Annotated in this window: 13 protein-coding genes and 1 pseudogene; 7 read left to right on the top strand and 7 right to left on the bottom strand. The window is 69.4% G+C overall.

The features are described from left to right. Positions 1 to 414: 414 nt before the first annotated feature. The 3 genes from ACGH7X_RS00500 to ACGH7X_RS00490 form a co-directional block, all read right to left on the bottom strand. Positions 415 to 720, bottom strand: coding sequence for a DUF3040 domain-containing protein (locus ACGH7X_RS00500; RefSeq protein ID WP_399880152.1), 306 nt, complete (start codon positions 718 to 720; stop codon positions 415 to 417). Between the two features lie 96 nt (positions 721 to 816). After that, positions 817 to 2097 (bottom strand): SLC13 family permease, encoded by a 1281-nt coding sequence (locus tag ACGH7X_RS00495; RefSeq protein ID WP_399896670.1) that lies wholly within the window; start codon positions 2095 to 2097, stop codon positions 817 to 819. A 14-nt stretch (positions 2098 to 2111) separates the two neighbouring features. Beyond that, positions 2112 to 2273, bottom strand: coding sequence for a hypothetical protein (locus ACGH7X_RS00490; RefSeq protein ID WP_399880150.1), 162 nt, complete (start codon positions 2271 to 2273; stop codon positions 2112 to 2114). A 389-nt stretch (positions 2274 to 2662) separates the two neighbouring features. On the opposite strand from ACGH7X_RS00490, the pseudogene ACGH7X_RS00485 reads away from it, so the two are divergent. Both ACGH7X_RS00485 and manD read left to right on the top strand, forming a co-directional pair. Then, positions 2663 to 3628: pseudogene (locus ACGH7X_RS00485) on the top strand (sensor histidine kinase). A gap of 166 nt (positions 3629 to 3794) precedes the next feature. Then, positions 3795 to 5036, top strand: coding sequence for a D-mannonate dehydratase ManD (gene manD, locus ACGH7X_RS00480; RefSeq protein ID WP_399880147.1), 1242 nt, complete (start codon positions 3795 to 3797; stop codon positions 5034 to 5036). 516 nt (positions 5037 to 5552) lie between these two features. Here the strand turns inward: manD and ACGH7X_RS00475 are convergent. Continuing rightward, the gene (locus tag ACGH7X_RS00475; protein ID WP_399880144.1) at positions 5553 to 7718 is read right to left on the bottom strand and encodes a pyridoxamine 5'-phosphate oxidase family protein; all 2166 of its coding nucleotides are present in this window, start codon (positions 7716 to 7718) and stop codon (positions 5553 to 5555) included. Between the two features lie 11 nt (positions 7719 to 7729). Further along, on the bottom strand, positions 7730 to 8317 hold the full coding sequence (locus tag ACGH7X_RS00470; protein WP_399880141.1) for a siderophore-interacting protein: 588 nt from the start codon (positions 8315 to 8317) through the stop codon (positions 7730 to 7732). Positions 8318 to 8510: 193 nt separating this feature from the next. Here ACGH7X_RS00470 and ACGH7X_RS00465 point away from each other — a divergent pair, with 193 nt between their 5' ends. Continuing rightward, the gene (locus ACGH7X_RS00465) at positions 8511 to 9131 is read left to right on the top strand and encodes a TetR/AcrR family transcriptional regulator (protein WP_399880138.1); all 621 of its coding nucleotides are present in this window, start codon (positions 8511 to 8513) and stop codon (positions 9129 to 9131) included. 425 nt (positions 9132 to 9556) lie between these two features. Here ACGH7X_RS00465 and ACGH7X_RS00460 read toward each other — a convergent pair whose 3' ends face one another. Further along, on the bottom strand, positions 9557 to 10210 hold the full coding sequence (locus tag ACGH7X_RS00460) for a hypothetical protein (RefSeq protein ID WP_399880135.1): 654 nt from the start codon (positions 10208 to 10210) through the stop codon (positions 9557 to 9559). Between the two features lie 385 nt (positions 10211 to 10595). On the opposite strand from ACGH7X_RS00460, the gene ACGH7X_RS00455 reads away from it, so the two are divergent. Both ACGH7X_RS00455 and ACGH7X_RS00450 read left to right on the top strand, forming a co-directional pair. Then, positions 10596 to 11333 carry a GNAT family N-acetyltransferase gene (locus tag ACGH7X_RS00455; RefSeq protein WP_399880133.1) on the top strand — a complete coding sequence of 246 codons (738 nt, stop codon included), beginning with the start codon at positions 10596 to 10598 and terminating at the stop codon, positions 11331 to 11333. A gap of 57 nt (positions 11334 to 11390) precedes the next feature. After that, a complete protein-coding gene (locus tag ACGH7X_RS00450) occupies positions 11391 to 12695 on the top strand; it encodes an MFS transporter (RefSeq protein ID WP_399880130.1) in 1305 nt (434 codons plus the stop codon). 31 nt (positions 12696 to 12726) lie between these two features. Here ACGH7X_RS00450 and ACGH7X_RS00445 read toward each other — a convergent pair whose 3' ends face one another. Further along, positions 12727 to 12873, bottom strand: coding sequence for a hypothetical protein (locus ACGH7X_RS00445; protein WP_399880127.1), 147 nt, complete (start codon positions 12871 to 12873; stop codon positions 12727 to 12729). Between ACGH7X_RS00445 and ACGH7X_RS00440 the strand changes: the two genes are divergently transcribed. Together ACGH7X_RS00440 and ACGH7X_RS00435 are read left to right on the top strand one after the other, a co-directional pair. Beyond that, complete coding sequence (locus ACGH7X_RS00440) at positions 12866 to 13081, top strand: transposase (RefSeq protein WP_399880124.1); 216 nt, start codon at positions 12866 to 12868, stop codon at positions 13079 to 13081. The two genes, ACGH7X_RS00445 and ACGH7X_RS00440, sit on opposite strands and share 8 nt — an antisense overlap. Before the next feature lie 119 nt (positions 13082 to 13200). Further along, complete coding sequence (locus ACGH7X_RS00435; protein ID WP_399880121.1) at positions 13201 to 14052, top strand: MerR family transcriptional regulator; 852 nt, start codon at positions 13201 to 13203, stop codon at positions 14050 to 14052. Positions 14053 to 14123: the final 71 nt, after the last annotated feature.

Here is a 14123-nt window from a genome sequence, read left to right as displayed (position 1 = left end):
TCCGCGTAAGACCATCCGCCGAGGGGATGGTGGCATGATCATGAGGGACATGGACAAGATCGGCCGCTAAGGGCTGTCCGATTGCGTGGAGACGACTCGGCCGGACCGTGCGGCGCGTCGTCGTCAGCGGGTCACATGGAGACATCGGCACTGTCCGCCACGGCGCCCCTGCCGGACGGTGAGCGAGAGGCTTCGCGGCGAGTGATCGCGAGACACTCGGCCGCCTCGATCGCCCGGCCCGCCTCGTTGCGGCGGCGGGCCGGGCGATCACGGAAGAGGAATCAGCCGAGGCCTCCCCGGCCGCCCAGGCTGCCCCGGAGGCTCAGGGAGTGAGCGACCGAACCCTTCGCGCGGGACCGTCCGCGCGTCGGGTGCGAGCGGACCGGGGGCTCCGAGCGCCGACGGTTCCCGGAGTCAGGGATCCGCCGGCCGATCGCCGCGGCCATGCGCGTCGGGACCGGGACCCGGGGACAGCAACTCCCCGGCGATTCCGGCCAGGACGAGCCCCGCGGCGATGAGCAGTCCGTGCGCGAGCAGGATGCCCGCGCCGAACAGTGCGAGCGCGACGGCCAACAGCAGCCAGAGCGCCGGGCGTCGGTACTCGCGCGGCTCGCGCGGCTCGTGCGGACGACCGGTCGCCAGCGCCCGGGCCAGCTGGGGGTCCTCGCGCCGCAGTCGCTCCTCGATCTCTCTGAGCCGTCGGTCAGGTGACCGGGGCATGGCTCCTCCCTCCTCCCGGCGCCGGGTCGCGGGCGTGCCTTGTGGTGGGCGGTCGTTGCTGCCATCTGCTCTCCTCACGGGATCGGGCCGGCACGGTCAGGCCAGGGCGAAGTAGCGGAGCCAGACGTACGCTGCCGCCACCGTCACGGTGACGGCGGTGACGACGAGTCCGTAGCGGCTGAACTGCCAGAAGGAGATGTGGTGGCCCTCCCGCTCCGCGATGCCGACAACCACCACGTTGGCCGAGGACGCGATGATCGTGGCGTTTCCGCCGAGGTCGGCGCCGAGGGCGAAGGCCCACCAGAGCATCCCCGCCTCCTCCAGGCCGCCGGCGGACGAGACGATCTCTGCGACGATCGGGCTGACCGAGGCCACGAACGGGATGTTGTCGACGATCGCGGACGGTACGACCGAGCCGAACACCAGGGCCATCGCGGTCCCGAAGAGATTGCCGTCGGCCGCCTTGGCGGCCGCCTCGCCCAGGTCGCCGATGACTCCGGTCTGCACCATTGCGCCGACCATGACGAACAGGCCGACGAAGAACGCCAGCGTCTCCCACTCCACATCCTTGACGACGTCACCCGCCCCGACCCGGGAGACGGCGAGCAACAGCAGCCCACCGCTGATGGCCACCACGGACGGCTCCAGGTGGAGCACGGTGTGCAGGACGAAGCAGGCCATCACGGCGGTGATCACCACACCGCTCACCACCAGCAGCCGGCCGTCCTTGATGGCGTCCCGGGGATCGAGTTCCATCACTGACGCGGCCCGTTCGGGGTCGTAGTGGAACGCCCCCCGGAACATCACACGGCTCATCAGAATGAACACGATCATCAGCACGATGACGATCGGCGTCATGTGAATCAGGAAGTCGTTGAAGGACAGTCCCGCGCGGGACCCGATCATGATGTTGGGCGGATCACCGATCAGAGTGGCTGCACCACCGATGTTGCAGGCCATCACCTCGGCGATCAGATACGGGACGACGGGCACTCCGAGCCGCCGGCAGACCGAGATCGTCACCGGCACGATCAGCAGGACGGTGGTGACGTTGTCCAGCCAGGGCGACAGGACACCCGTCGCCACGATCAGCAGGACCATGAGCCGGTACGGTCTGCCCCGGGCCTTGCGCGCGGCCCAGATCGCGATGAACTCGAAGATCCCGGTCCGTTTCAGCACGGAGACGATCAGCATCATGCCGAGCAGCAGGAAGATGACGTTCCAGTCGACGCCGGCGTGTTCGGAGAAGAAGGCGTGCTCGGCGTCGGTCGCGCCGATGAGCAGCATCACCACCGCGCCGCCCAGTGCGGCGGCGACCCGGTTCACCCACTCGGTCGCGATAAGTACGAACACGACGGTGAAAACCGCGATGGCCATCCAAGTCGTGATGCTCACCCAGTGTCCTCCCCCGCGCGGTACCGGTCGGCGGTGGCCGCCCGGGCATCCGCCGGACGGCCCGTCGGGGCTGCCACCGGGCGGCGCGACCTGCGTGCCGACGGTTCGGGGTCGTCGAACTCCTTGAACCAGCCCAGTTTCTGCGGCTCTGATTTCATGGCTGCCGGGTTCCTCTCGTGGTCGACCGGCCAGCGGCGTCCTTCGCCCGCCGGCGAGCCGGGCCCGGAGCCTTCGGGAAGGCCGACGCGGGCTGTACGGCCGTCGAGAACCGGGGAGCACCAGAGACAAGCACGTCGCTGGCGGCCAGAAATCCGCACGACGCTCACTGGGCCGGAAAAGGGGGTTGCCCAGACCCTCGCTCATCTGACGCGTTGTCGCCATCGGGGACGCCACCCAATTGCGGCCGGGTCCGACCTGTAGACAGGCTTGTGAGCAGGAGAAATGGGTGTCAGGGCCTATGGACGTCCACGACTCGGGCCGCTCACGCTGAGGCTGACGGCCGGTCGGGCGGCCGCTGGGATCAGGGACGTCAGAAAGGCGGCCCGAGGTGCCCTTGTTCTGGAGGATCACCCTTTTCAACGCCGTGGCGCTCGTCGTCGACTCCACATTGCTGCTGGGACCGGCCACCGTGTCGAAGCCGGCCCCGGCCACGGGGGAGACCGTCCCGGCGATCGGCCTGGCATGAATCCTTGGCGTCAACACCCTGCTGCTGTGCATCGGTCTGGGACCGTTGCGGCGGCGCAGCCTTGCCATGAACGCGACCGACGCGTCGCGGCCCGGCCGGCCGTCGGCGGCCACGGCGAGGCCGCCGAACTGGTCAGCACCTTTTACGCCTTGACCGACCGACTGGAGGCCGAGCGTGTCGCAGGCGCGGCCCGCGCCCTCAACGCGCCGGCGGCCGAACGGCATTGGGCGGACGCGAACTCCACGACGGCATCGGCCAGACCCTCGCCTCCGTGCTGCTCGACCTCAAACAGGTCGCGGACGGGGCGCCCGGTCCGGTACGCGAGGAACTGCACCAAGTGCGGGAGAGCACCCGCGCCGGCCTCGACGGCATCCGGCGCATCGCCCGCCGCCTGCTCCCCGGCGTCCTGAAGGAACTGGGCCTGGCCCGCGCCCTGTGCTCCCTCGCGGCGGAGTTCCCCGGTCCGTCGATGTCCGTGTGCCCTCGCATCACGCCCCGCCTGCCCGCATCGAGCGACGACGCGGACCTCGTCGTGTACCGCGTCGCCCACGAGAGCCTGATCAACGCAGGCCGCCACGCCGCCGCCACCCGGGTCGACCTCACCCACTGGAGCGGACGGAGGACGACCACGTCGACCTCCGGATCCGCGACAACGGCCGGGGCACGGGCGGTGCCGGCGAGTGAGAGGGTATCCGTGGCCTGCGCGAGCGCGCCTTGCTCATCGGTGGCGAGCCCTCACTCACCCCCACGCCCGGTGGTGGTACCGAGGTCCGCCTGACCGTGCCCGTCCGCGACCGCCCCGTGGTGACCGGCCCGGTCACCGGGTGAGGTTCCCGACCTCGGGCCGCGTCGTCAAAGATCCAGCCGTCCCGCCCGGTTCGAAGGCGGCCTAGGGTGGTCGTGGCCGGGTGGACCCCACGAGCCGGGTGGAACACCGGTCGTCACACCGCCCGGCCGCCGTTTCCCGCTCCCGAGAGAACCGAGGACGGTCCCCGTGAAGATCACTTCCGTCGATGTCGTCGTCACCAGTCCAGGCCGGAACTTCGTCACCTTGCGCATCACCACCGAGGACGGGCTCACCGGCCTCGGCGACGCCACCCTCAACGGGCGTGAACTGGCCGTCGAGGCGTACCTGCGGGAACACGTGGCCCCTCTGCTGCTGGGGCGGGACGCGCACGCCATCGAGGACACCTGGCAGTACCTGTACCGGGGCGCATACTGGCGTCGGGGCCCGGTCACCATGGCGGCCATTGCCGCCGTGGACGTCGCCCTGTGGGACATCAAGGGCAAGGCCGCCGGTCTGCCCGTGTACCAACTCCTCGGCGGCGCCTGCCGAACGGGCGCGCTGGCCTATGGTCACGCCTCCGGCCGGGACGTGCCGGAGCTGCTCGACTCGGTGCGCGAGCACCTGGCGGACGGGTTCCGGGCGGTTCGCATCCAGAGCGGCATTCCCGGCCTCGACTCCGTTTACGGCGTTGCCGCCTCCGCCGCGGGGGACGGGCAGCGCTACGACTACGAGCCGGCCCGCCGTACCGGCACCGCCCACCCGCGTCCGACCGAGGAGACCTGGGACACCCGCGCCTACCTGCGCCACATGCCCACGGTGTTCGAGGCCGTACGGCACACCTTCGGTCCCGAACTCCCCTTGCTGCACGACGGACACCACCGCATGACGCCCATCCAGGCGGCACGGCTCGGCAAGGACCTCGAACCCTACGACCTGTTCTGGCTGGAGGACGCCACACCGGGCGAGGACCAGGGCGCGTTGCGGCTGATCAGGGAGCACACCACCACCCCGCTGGCCATCGGGGAGGTCTTCAACTCCGTCCACGACTACACGACGTTGCTCCAGGAACGGCTGATCGACTACGTCCGCTCGGCGGTGACCCACACCGGCGGCATCACCGCCGTACGGAAACTGCTCGACCTGGCCGCCGTCTACGGCATCAAGTCCGGCATGCACGGGCCCACCGACATCTCACCCGTGGGCATGGCGGCCGCCCTCCATCTCGACCTCGCCGTGCACAACTTCGGCATCCAGGAGTACATGCGCCACGCCCCCGACACGCTTGAGGTGTTTCGTACCTCCTACCGCTTCGAGGATGGGCGCCTGCACCCTGGCGACGCTCCCGGCCTCGGCGTCGAACTCGACGACGGGGCGGCGGCCCGTTTCCCCTACCGGCCCGCCTACCTGCCCGTGAACCGTCTCAGTGACGGGACCGTCCACGACTGGTGAGGCTTTGCGCTGCTTCGCCCTCGACCCGCCGGCGGGCGTCGACCTCAACACCCTCACCATCCGGCCCATCGGCCGGCCAGCCTGACCACGCTCGGTTGTGAGAAGGGCGGTGCAGCGGCAGGTCACCAAGCGCCGGATCGAATGGGGATCACCGCCCGGACGCCGCGCATGCGCGGGTGGCGTGGGGGAGTGCGCCTCGTCGGCCGGGACCAGGTCCGGCCGCATCTCCCTACCGCGAGGCCGTCCTCGCAGTAGGGAGACGCGCAGGTGGGCCAAGACGGCGGTGAAGGCTGCGTCGCCAGCTTGGCGTGCGGCATGGGCGAATGCGAGGGGTCGGCAGGGGTGGTCGGCAATCGGCAATGAGGTGAATCCTTGTGGGCGTCCACCGCGGGAGCGGCCGATGGCGTGGTCGTCCGGTTCGCCGGCCGGGCCCCTCTTGCCGGCTCCGGCTGAGTGCTGGTGGGCAGACACATGGTGGAGTCCACCAAGACGGCCTAGTTCAGGTCCTCGTCCGCGTCAGTCTTCGGAGATGTCGAGCGACACCTTCGACAGCGGGCCGCCGACGCACGGCAGCACATAGCCCTCGGACTTCTGCTCCGGGGTGAGGCAGGTGTGCTCGGGTTGCGTGACCTCTCCGCTGAGAACGCGCGCCATGCATTCGCCGCAGTGGCCGACCGTGCACGAGTACGGCATGGGCAGCCCCGCTGCGAGACCGGCATCGAGCAATGTCTGGCCGGGTTCGACCATGGCGGTCCCGACGACGCTCCCGTCCTCCTCGACTCTCATTACCTGGGGTGCCGTGGTGGTAGGGGCGGTTGTGCCACCGGTGAAGCGTTCCTGATGCATGCGCTCGTCCGGCACACCGAGTCGTTGCAATACGTCTCGGACAGTGTCCATCAGCGCTTCGGGGCCGCAGACGAAGTGATGGGCGGTGTCGGACAGAGGTAGGCCGGTCACCCATCGGAGGACGCCTTCGGCATCGAGTCGGCCGTCGCGGCAGGTCAGGACGTGGGTGACCGCCAGCCGGTCCGGATGGTCCAACTCCATGCGGGTCAACTCGTCGCCGAAGATGAGGTCTTCGGCACTTCGGCTGCTGTAGAGCAGGCGGATCCTGCCGGCCGCCGAGCCGGACAGGTGGGTCCGAATCATGCTCATCATGGGCGTGATGCCGCTGCCCGCCGCGACGAGCACCAACTCGTCAGGGTGCTGTGCCTGGGTGTGGAAGGTGCCGGACGGACCACGTACCGCGAGGCGGTCTCCCGGCCGTAGGCCGCGGTGGACGTGCGTGGAGAATCGTCCGCCCTTCACGTGCTTGACGGTGAGTTCCAGCCGGGGCGTGCCGGGGACCGAAGAGGCCGAGTAGGCACGCCGTACGGGATGGCCTTCGATGTCGGTGGCCAGGGTGAAGAACTGCCCGGGGTGAAAGTCGAACGGCCCGGGTTCTCCGGCCGCGTCCTCGAGTACGAGGGTGCGGGTGGAGGGCGTCTCCTGACGTATCTCGCAGATGCGCACAGGCCGTAGCGGGCGCTCCACCGCAGCCTCGCCCCGAGCCGCTGCGCCGCGGTGAGCGGAAACGGGGGCGCGTACGTCGTCATAGCCTTCTTTGCGCAGCCCGGAGACGTAGGCGCGGTCCACCGCTTTCCGCATCAGCCAACTCATGCCCGGAATGGCGGTGATGAGCTTGATCAGCCGTGCGGACGCGCGCCCGGACTCGGCTGCGTTGGCGGCCAGGTGGGCGGTGCCCAGAGCCATCATGTCGGGTGCCGAATCGTGGCCGGTCCGTCCTTCAGGCGTCCACAGGCGGGCTCCGGAGACAGCGTTGTTGCCGCTCACCTCGGCGTACTCCACGTCGACGAGGAGCGCGAGGTGCGGTGGCACGCCGCGCAGCGCCATCGTCTGCAGCAGCGCGGCGTCGTCGGTGATCGCGGCGCGACCGTGGACGTGCAACACGCCGCTGCGGCCGGGGACGAGCGCGGCGAGTGAGAGTCGGTCGTCCTGGAGCAGGTTGTGCAGGGTGTCCGCGCGCTTGTTGCCCTTGCGGTCGGCCAGGACCAGGGTGCGGCCGCTCAGAATGCGGGCCACCGCCTGCCGCTCCCCGCGCGGGCTGGTGTCGCTGCCGCCTTCGGCGTCCCAGGTGGAGATGGCCAGGAAAGGCGAGGAGGCGAGGAAGTCCCTGACGCCAGGGCCGGCCAACGGCCCCTCGTCGGGTTTCGGCCCGGCTGCCCGAGACGGGGCGGGCGGCTCCCACAGGCCGGAGCGGATGACGGCCTGTGCGCAGTGCACGTACGCCTCGGTGATGTCCACGGCGGTCTCCCCGTCCTTGAGGACGGATGCGGCACCGTTGACGCGCAGCACCTCGCCCACACCAGGGAGCAGGAAGAACAGCGAGACCGGACCGGGCGCGACCGCCGTCCCAGGCACGGGGAACGAAAACCGCCGCGGGGAGTGGACACGCGCGAACCCGGGGGCGCCACCGACGAAGGTGGTCACGGGGGTGCCGTCGGCGTCTCGGTAGCCGAAGGCCGCAACGGGGCTGTGGGCCAGGACACTGCGGCAGCCTGCGTCGAGGACGCTGGTCTGCTTACGCGTGATCATCGCGGCTGGACGGCCTACGACCGCCTCGACATCGTCCACGGAGGAGAGCCGGTGCAACGAGTGGGGTTGGCAGGTGTGCTGCTGCATGAGAGTTCCTTTCAGCCGGGGGTCGACCGGCCCAGTCGCCAGTAGCCGTGGACGCAGACGTCTCGCCTGGGTACGCCGCGGTCGTTGACCAAGTGCCGCCGGGTGCCCGTGGCCAGCCGGGACTCGCCCGCCACCCAGGTGTGAACGGGTCCTTCGGGTGACTCGGCGGATCGAACCGCCTCCAGCGCGCGGATGCCGGGCCGCACGCTCTCGACGTCGCGGCTGAGGCAGTGGCTGTGCAGCCCGGTCGGCATGAGGACGGACCGAACATCGGCCGCGTTCACCACCTCCACGATGACCTCCGTGGGCGGCGGGTTCGGATCACTGTCCAGGATCGACAGGATCGCCGGCAGCGCGGTCTCGTCGCCCACCAGAGGCCGTCCCCGAGCGTGCCGGGGCAGTCGATACATGGTGCCCAGGTCGAAGATCCCGGCCGGATCGCCCGGACGGACCCGGCGTACCCACGAGGACATGGGGGAGTCGCCGCGCAGGACGAACTCGATGCCGATCTCCTGCTCCGCGTGCCGCAGGGCACGGATGGTCAGATTGCCTACCCATGGGCGGTCCGCCGCCGGGGCCACCAAGGGTGACGCGGGCACAACCGGCTGACACCGGCTCACACCGCCGCACCTCGCAAGTGATCATCCTGCGTTCCCCGGGGACGCTCACCCTGGGGATCACCGATGCGCTCCGAGCCATCGATGCAACTTGTTTCCGCAGTTCATGGCACTATTCTGAGTAAAAGCTCAGCTATTTGCTACTCGCTTTTCGCCGCCCGGAAGGATCAACGGGATGACATCCGCCGACCGCCGACTCACCCCACGTCGCAGACCCCAACAGGTACGCGCCGCACTCACCCGAGAGCGCATCCTCACTGCGGCTACTCACGTTTTCGCCGAGTACGGCTATGCCGCCGGCACCACCAACCGGATCGCCGAACGCGCCCGCATGTCCATCGGCTCGCTGTACCAGTACTTCCCGAACAAGGACGCCATCCTCGCCGAGCTGCTGGTCCGGCACATCGATCGCGGTGCGTGGGCGGGGGCCGATGAGCTGGACGCGACCCCAGGCAGCCTGAAGGAGGTGGTCCGGTCCCTGGTCCGCGACGCCATCGACCACCATCACGACGATCCGCAACTACTGAGGATCATGATCGAGGAAGCACCGGTCTCCAGCGAACTGATCGAAGCGATCGACCGCCACGGCAAGGCGCGGGTGGGTCAGGTACGCGAGGTGCTCGCCCGACATCCGGACGTCGGGGTCCAGGATCTCGACATGGCTGCGGAACTCGTCGTGGGGACCGTCGAGATGAACACCCACAAGCTCATGGCAGCCGCCCAACCCATCCAGGTGGAAAGGCTGGAGACGGAGCTGGTCGCCATGATCTCCCGATATCTGCAGGGGGATCAGTAGCCGCCGGCGCGACTCGCCGCTGCTGCGAGTACGCAGGGACGGGCTGGACCACGCGCCAACCAGTGCGTCGCCACGACTACGCGGGCCTGCCTTCGCCTCGCCGCTGTGACAACGCCTGCTGGCGTCGCGACAGCGACGCGCCGGTCACGCCGTCGAAAGATGACTTCTCCGTGAGGCATGTCTGTGCCAGAGCGGTGAGCAGGCGCAACGCCGTGTCGCGGTACTCCAGCCGGCCGCCCGGACCTGCCGAGCCGATCTCATCGTCATCGACGACATCAGGCTGCTACCGGTCGGCGGCATCTCAATGACCGTTGACAGGGCGTGGCTGGAATAGCGGCCGTCCCGCGCCGACGCGCCTGGTCGAGTGCCCATTTCACGGTTCGCCGGAGCCCCGTGGTGCCTGATGCGCGCTCGAGGCCGCCCCGTCAGCCGCCGAGCGTGGCGGAAGGCGCGTCCCCGTTCTGCGCCTGGCGGGCACGCTCCGCCCACACCTTGGCCAAGTCCCGGACACGGTCCTCGTCGATGCCGCCCTTGCCCATGGAAGCCGTCTCAGTCCACAGGAGCGTCGTGCCGACCCGGGTCTGAGTCACGGCGCCGGGCTCGCCCTGGAAACCGGAGGACCCGAACCGGGCGTCACGCTCGTCACCGATCGGCCCCAGCTCGAACGGCTTCGCCGCCGGTCCCGCCTTCTTGCCGTAGTAGCCCTCCCAGAGCACGTCGTAGGCCTCCCGGGCGGCCTGTTCGCTGTCGTAGGCGATGACCAGAAAGCTGACGTAGCCGGCGTTGTCGTCGTGCCGGAAGGTCGAGACACCGTAGAAGCGGGAGTTTTCGCAGCCTGCGTTGCCCTTGATGGGGCAGGCCTCCCGACGGTAGAGCTCGTCCATCTTGACGGCCGTGGGCCGAGCGGACTCCTTCCAGCCCGACATGGCCTCGCCGTCCGGCAGCGCCTCCCGCACCTGTCCCTTGGTGAGCGCCACCGCCTTGCCGCTCCCGCTGTCGCTCTCCGCGCCGCTGCCACAGCCGGTCAGCACCAAGGCAGCCGCGGTCGCCGCGCACCACCGGTAGTCCTTCATGGTCATGCCACCATCCCCTCGTGGGATGATCTTACGCGGAATCCAGGAACGCAATCGGGTCGTAGTCGTAGGCGGTGTCCAGGGGTCCCGTCCCATGACGATCAGCGCGCCGATCACGCCTCCCTGCGGCCCTACGCGCCGGACCTCAACGCCTTCTCGGCGCGCGGTCGGTGTTACGCCGGGCACCCTGCAACCTTTCAGGTTTTCGCCGGCGTGCTGTCAGCAGACGATGAGCGGGCTTTAGCCGAGGGGGTGACGCAGCCCCGGGGCCGCGTCCCTCGCGGAGCTTCGTCGTCCCATCGGCCCTGGACAGGCGCAAGAGGGCTGTTGTGGCGCTGCCAGTGTTCGCACCAGTGCCGGAACTCGCTTCGACGTCGGAAGGACCGCACGCATGATCGCCCTCATGGACCCTCAGGCGGGCACCGAGGCCCCTGCGCTGAGCACACCAACTTTCCACGGGAGGGAATGTATGGGCCGGCCGTCGATCGGGCTGGAGCGGTGGGAGGGGCTGGAGTGCGCGGTGCACCTCGACCTGGTGCTGCCGATGTACAAGGAGATCTGGGCCGATCCGCCGTACTGTGAGGGCCCGAAGGAGATCGCCGAGTTCTTGGACCGCTTCGCTCAGGAGATCTTCCTTCCCCGGGCCCGCCTCGTCGTCGCGCACTGTGGCGACGTACCGATCGGCTACGCCTTCGGCTACCCCTTGCCATCCGAGACCGGCTGGTGGACGGCGATGGACGAGGAGACGACGCCCGCTTTCAGGGCCGAGACGGGTGAGCGCACCCTGGGCGTCGTCGAACTCGCGGTCCGCGCCAAGTGGCGGCGACAGGGGATGGCGGCTCAGATGCATGCCCATCTGCTTGAAGGGATGGGAGTGGAGCGGGTCACGTTGGCGATGCGGCCCGAGGCGGAGGCGGCACCGGCGCACGCCGCCTACGCCGCGTGGGGCTACCGCCAGGTCGGTCACTGGCGGCCGGCCGACGGTGAGCCCGTCTCCCGCATCATGCTGCTGACCCTCCCATTGCCGTCCACCAGGTCGACCGATGACCTCGAAGGGGACCGTAGCGGCGAGCGATTGCCCGGGAGGGGTGCTCGGGGACCAGGGCGGGTGGAGGATGGCGGGCAGTAGAGGCCCCGGCGCCGCCGGCGTGTCTGACGCCACCGTGCGAATCGTGCGGGCCTCCTGATGAGCAGAGTCAGGATGAAGACGGCCCGTTGTCGAGGAAACACGGGGGACGCGCCGTCCCGGGCGGGGTTGTTGAGGGAGCGGGGCTTTCGGCTGTACTGGAGCGCGCAGAGCGTGTCGCTGGTCGGCGACGAGGTCACGATCCTGGCGATACCGCTGGCCGCCGTGCTGTTGCTGGACGCGGGCGCGACCGAGATGGGCTGGCTCACTGCGGCGGCTCTGCTTCCGTCGCTGCTGCTGTCGATACCCGGCGGGGCCTGGGCGGACCGACAGAACGACCGGCGCCGGGCGATGATCGTCGCGGATGTCGGTCGGTTCGTCGCGGTCGCCTCCGTACCGCTGGCGTATGCGGGCGAGGTGCTGACGCTGGCTCACCTGTTCGTGACCGAGTTCGTCGTCGGGGTGCTCACCGTCTTGTTCCGGGTCTGCAATCACCACGTATACGCGTCCGTGGTCGTCGCCGAGCGGTACGTCGAGGGCAACGCACTGCTCTCCGGAAGCAGGTCCGCGGCCGCGGTGGCCGGGCCAGGCGCGGGGGGAGCACTGGTTCAGGCGCTGTCGGCGCCGTTGGCACTGCTGGTGGACGCCACGACCTATCTGGTGTCTGCTGTGTGCCTGGGACGCATCAGTGCGCGGGAGGCGCCACCGGCACCGCGTGAGCGGGCCGCGCTGCTGGCCGGACTGCGGTGGGTGACAGCGAACCGCACCCCCGCCCTGCTGCTGGCCGGCGTGTCCACACTGAGTCTGTGTCATACCTTCCTGATGACTCTCTTCGTGCTGTACGGCGCCACCGAACTGGAGCTGACAGCTGGAGCGTTGGGTGCGGTGGTCGCCGCGCTCGGGATCGGCGGGCTGGCCGGTGCGTACGCCGCACCGCGCGTGGTGCGGCGCATCGGCATCGGCCCGACCGTCGTCACCGGCTTCCTGTGGTTCAGCTTGCCCCTGCTTTTGGTGCCCCTGGCCGAAGGCCCGGCCCCGCAGGTGATCGCGATGCTGGCTGCTGCGCAGCTCGGCGCCGGCTGCGGTGTCGCGGTCCTGGACATCTCGGCCAACAGCTATCTGATCGCCGTCATCCCGCCCACGCTGCGCTCCCGCGTGATGGGCGTGGTGCAGACAGCCAACTTCGGAGTGCGTCCGCTCGGCGCGGTCATGGCCGGCACACTGGGCACCGCGCTCGGTCTTCGGCCCACCCTGTGGATTGGCACGGCGGGGGCCGCGCTGAGCGTACTGTGGGTCGCCGCGTCCGGGATTCCACACGTCCGGGAACTGACCGAAAGCGACACGCGCCAGAGGGAAGGAACATGAACTCGGCAGGGCGTGCAGGCTGGTGCACCCATCAACCGTGTCCTTCGCGGTAGCCCTGCTGGAAGGCAGCCCAGAAGTCGTCGTCGATCCCGGTGCCGGCGAGGTCGCCTGCGGGATCGATGTGTGACGACGTGTTGGCGGAGGCGACCGTGCCCCAGATGTCGGCCGCAGTGGACATCGGCAAGGAACACCATCACAGCGTGGTGGTCGACGAGCGCGGTGAACGCCTCCTTTCACACCGAGTCTTCAACGACGAACAGGACCTGCTGGAGCTGATCGCAGCCGTACTCGCGCTCTCAGGGAACGCCCTGTGGGCGGGCATCAGACAGCAGACTCACCCTCACGGCCTTCGTCTCGGTCACGTGCACCTCGGCCGGAACACGTGATCAGACGAAGGCCGCCCCCGTGCTTGGCTCTCGGTGGTGACGGGATGCGTGTTGTTGCACCTGCCGTAGCGGCATGTGATGTCGTCGAGGCACCACCCGCAAGAAAGGCTCGCTCTGCGATGTACCCCTCCGTCACGTCTCCCCGCCAGGTCAAGATCGGTGATGCCGCCGCCTTCGCCGGGACCACCCCGCGCGCCATCCGCCACTACCACCAGATCGGTCTGCTGCCGGAGCCCGAGCGTGGCGGTGACGGTCGGCGCCGCTACGGCTACGACGACATGATCCGTCTGCTGTGGATCCGCAAGATGGCGGAGGCCGGAATCAGTCTGGACGACATGCGGGCCGCCTTCGACGGAGCCCGCGACATGGAGGAGACCCTCGGTCGGCTGGAGGAGACCCTGGCCGCCCAGGAGGCCGATATCAAGCGTCAGCGCGCGGCAGTCGAGCGCCTGCGGGCCGTGGGCAGCCCGCTGGGTCTGCTCTCCCAACTGGTGACGAACCGGTTCAGCCACCTGCCCCCGGGCGCACTGCGCCCTTCTGACCTGGACGCCCTGCTGGTCACGGAACGGATCTTCGGGCCGTTGGGAGCCGCTGCCCAGGCCAGCGTGTTCATCGTGCTGGCCACCCACCCCGACCTGCGGGCCGACGCGGACCGCCTCGATGCGGCCGACGCCGCCCTCGACGACAGCGTCGACCCCCATGACCCACGGGTCGACGAACTCGCCGCGCAGCACTGTGCCCACCACAAGGCGCTGGTGCAGGCCATCGAGGCGGACGGGGTGGACGCGGCTGAGGAGAAGCTCTTCGAGATCTACGACGCCGACCTGACGGGCGAAGAGGACGCCCAGCTGAGCGCCTTCGAAGCGGTCACCAAAATGCCGTACGACTTCTCTCCCGCCCGGATGCGATGCATGGAACTCACGGCAGAACTCCTCGCCCAGGACGACCAGGACACCCCGGACGACGGCTGATCGCCTACGGCAGGCACGGACGGACCAGTCAGCCGCCCCTGCGCCTGTACACGAGACCGGCCGCTTTTCCC

It is taken from the genome of Streptomyces sp. BBFR51, assembly GCF_044591655.1.
Classification (GTDB): domain Bacteria; phylum Actinomycetota; class Actinomycetes; order Streptomycetales; family Streptomycetaceae; genus Streptomyces.
The sequence above is the reverse complement of the archived record's forward strand: the minus strand, read 5'-3'. Positions and strand labels throughout refer to the sequence as shown.

What these genes read in the sequence shown, in the direction of transcription:
- ACGH7X_RS00495 (WP_399896670.1), bottom strand. Translation starts at nt 2,097, where the DNA reads ATGGCCATCGCGGTTTTCACCGTCGTGTTCGTACTTATCGCGACCGAG.
- ACGH7X_RS00490 (WP_399880150.1), bottom strand. Translation starts at nt 2,273, where the DNA reads ATGAAATCAGAGCCGCAGAAACTGGGCTGGTTCAAGGAGTTCGACGAC.
- ACGH7X_RS00465 (WP_399880138.1), top strand. Translation starts at nt 8,511, where the DNA reads ATGACATCCGCCGACCGCCGACTCACCCCACGTCGCAGACCCCAACAG.
- ACGH7X_RS00455 (WP_399880133.1), top strand. Translation starts at nt 10,596, where the DNA reads ATGATCGCCCTCATGGACCCTCAGGCGGGCACCGAGGCCCCTGCGCTG.
- ACGH7X_RS00460 (WP_399880135.1), bottom strand. Translation starts at nt 10,210, where the DNA reads ATGACCATGAAGGACTACCGGTGGTGCGCGGCGACCGCGGCTGCCTTG.
- ACGH7X_RS00450 (WP_399880130.1), top strand. Translation starts at nt 11,391, where the DNA reads ATGAGCAGAGTCAGGATGAAGACGGCCCGTTGTCGAGGAAACACGGGG.
- ACGH7X_RS00445 (WP_399880127.1), bottom strand. Translation starts at nt 12,873, where the DNA reads ATGTCCACTGCGGCCGACATCTGGGGCACGGTCGCCTCCGCCAACACG.
- ACGH7X_RS00500 (WP_399880152.1), bottom strand. Translation starts at nt 720, where the DNA reads ATGCCCCGGTCACCTGACCGACGGCTCAGAGAGATCGAGGAGCGACTG.
- ACGH7X_RS00475 (WP_399880144.1), bottom strand. Translation starts at nt 7,718, where the DNA reads ATGCAGCAGCACACCTGCCAACCCCACTCGTTGCACCGGCTCTCCTCC.
- ACGH7X_RS00435 (WP_399880121.1), top strand. Translation starts at nt 13,201, where the DNA reads ATGTACCCCTCCGTCACGTCTCCCCGCCAGGTCAAGATCGGTGATGCC.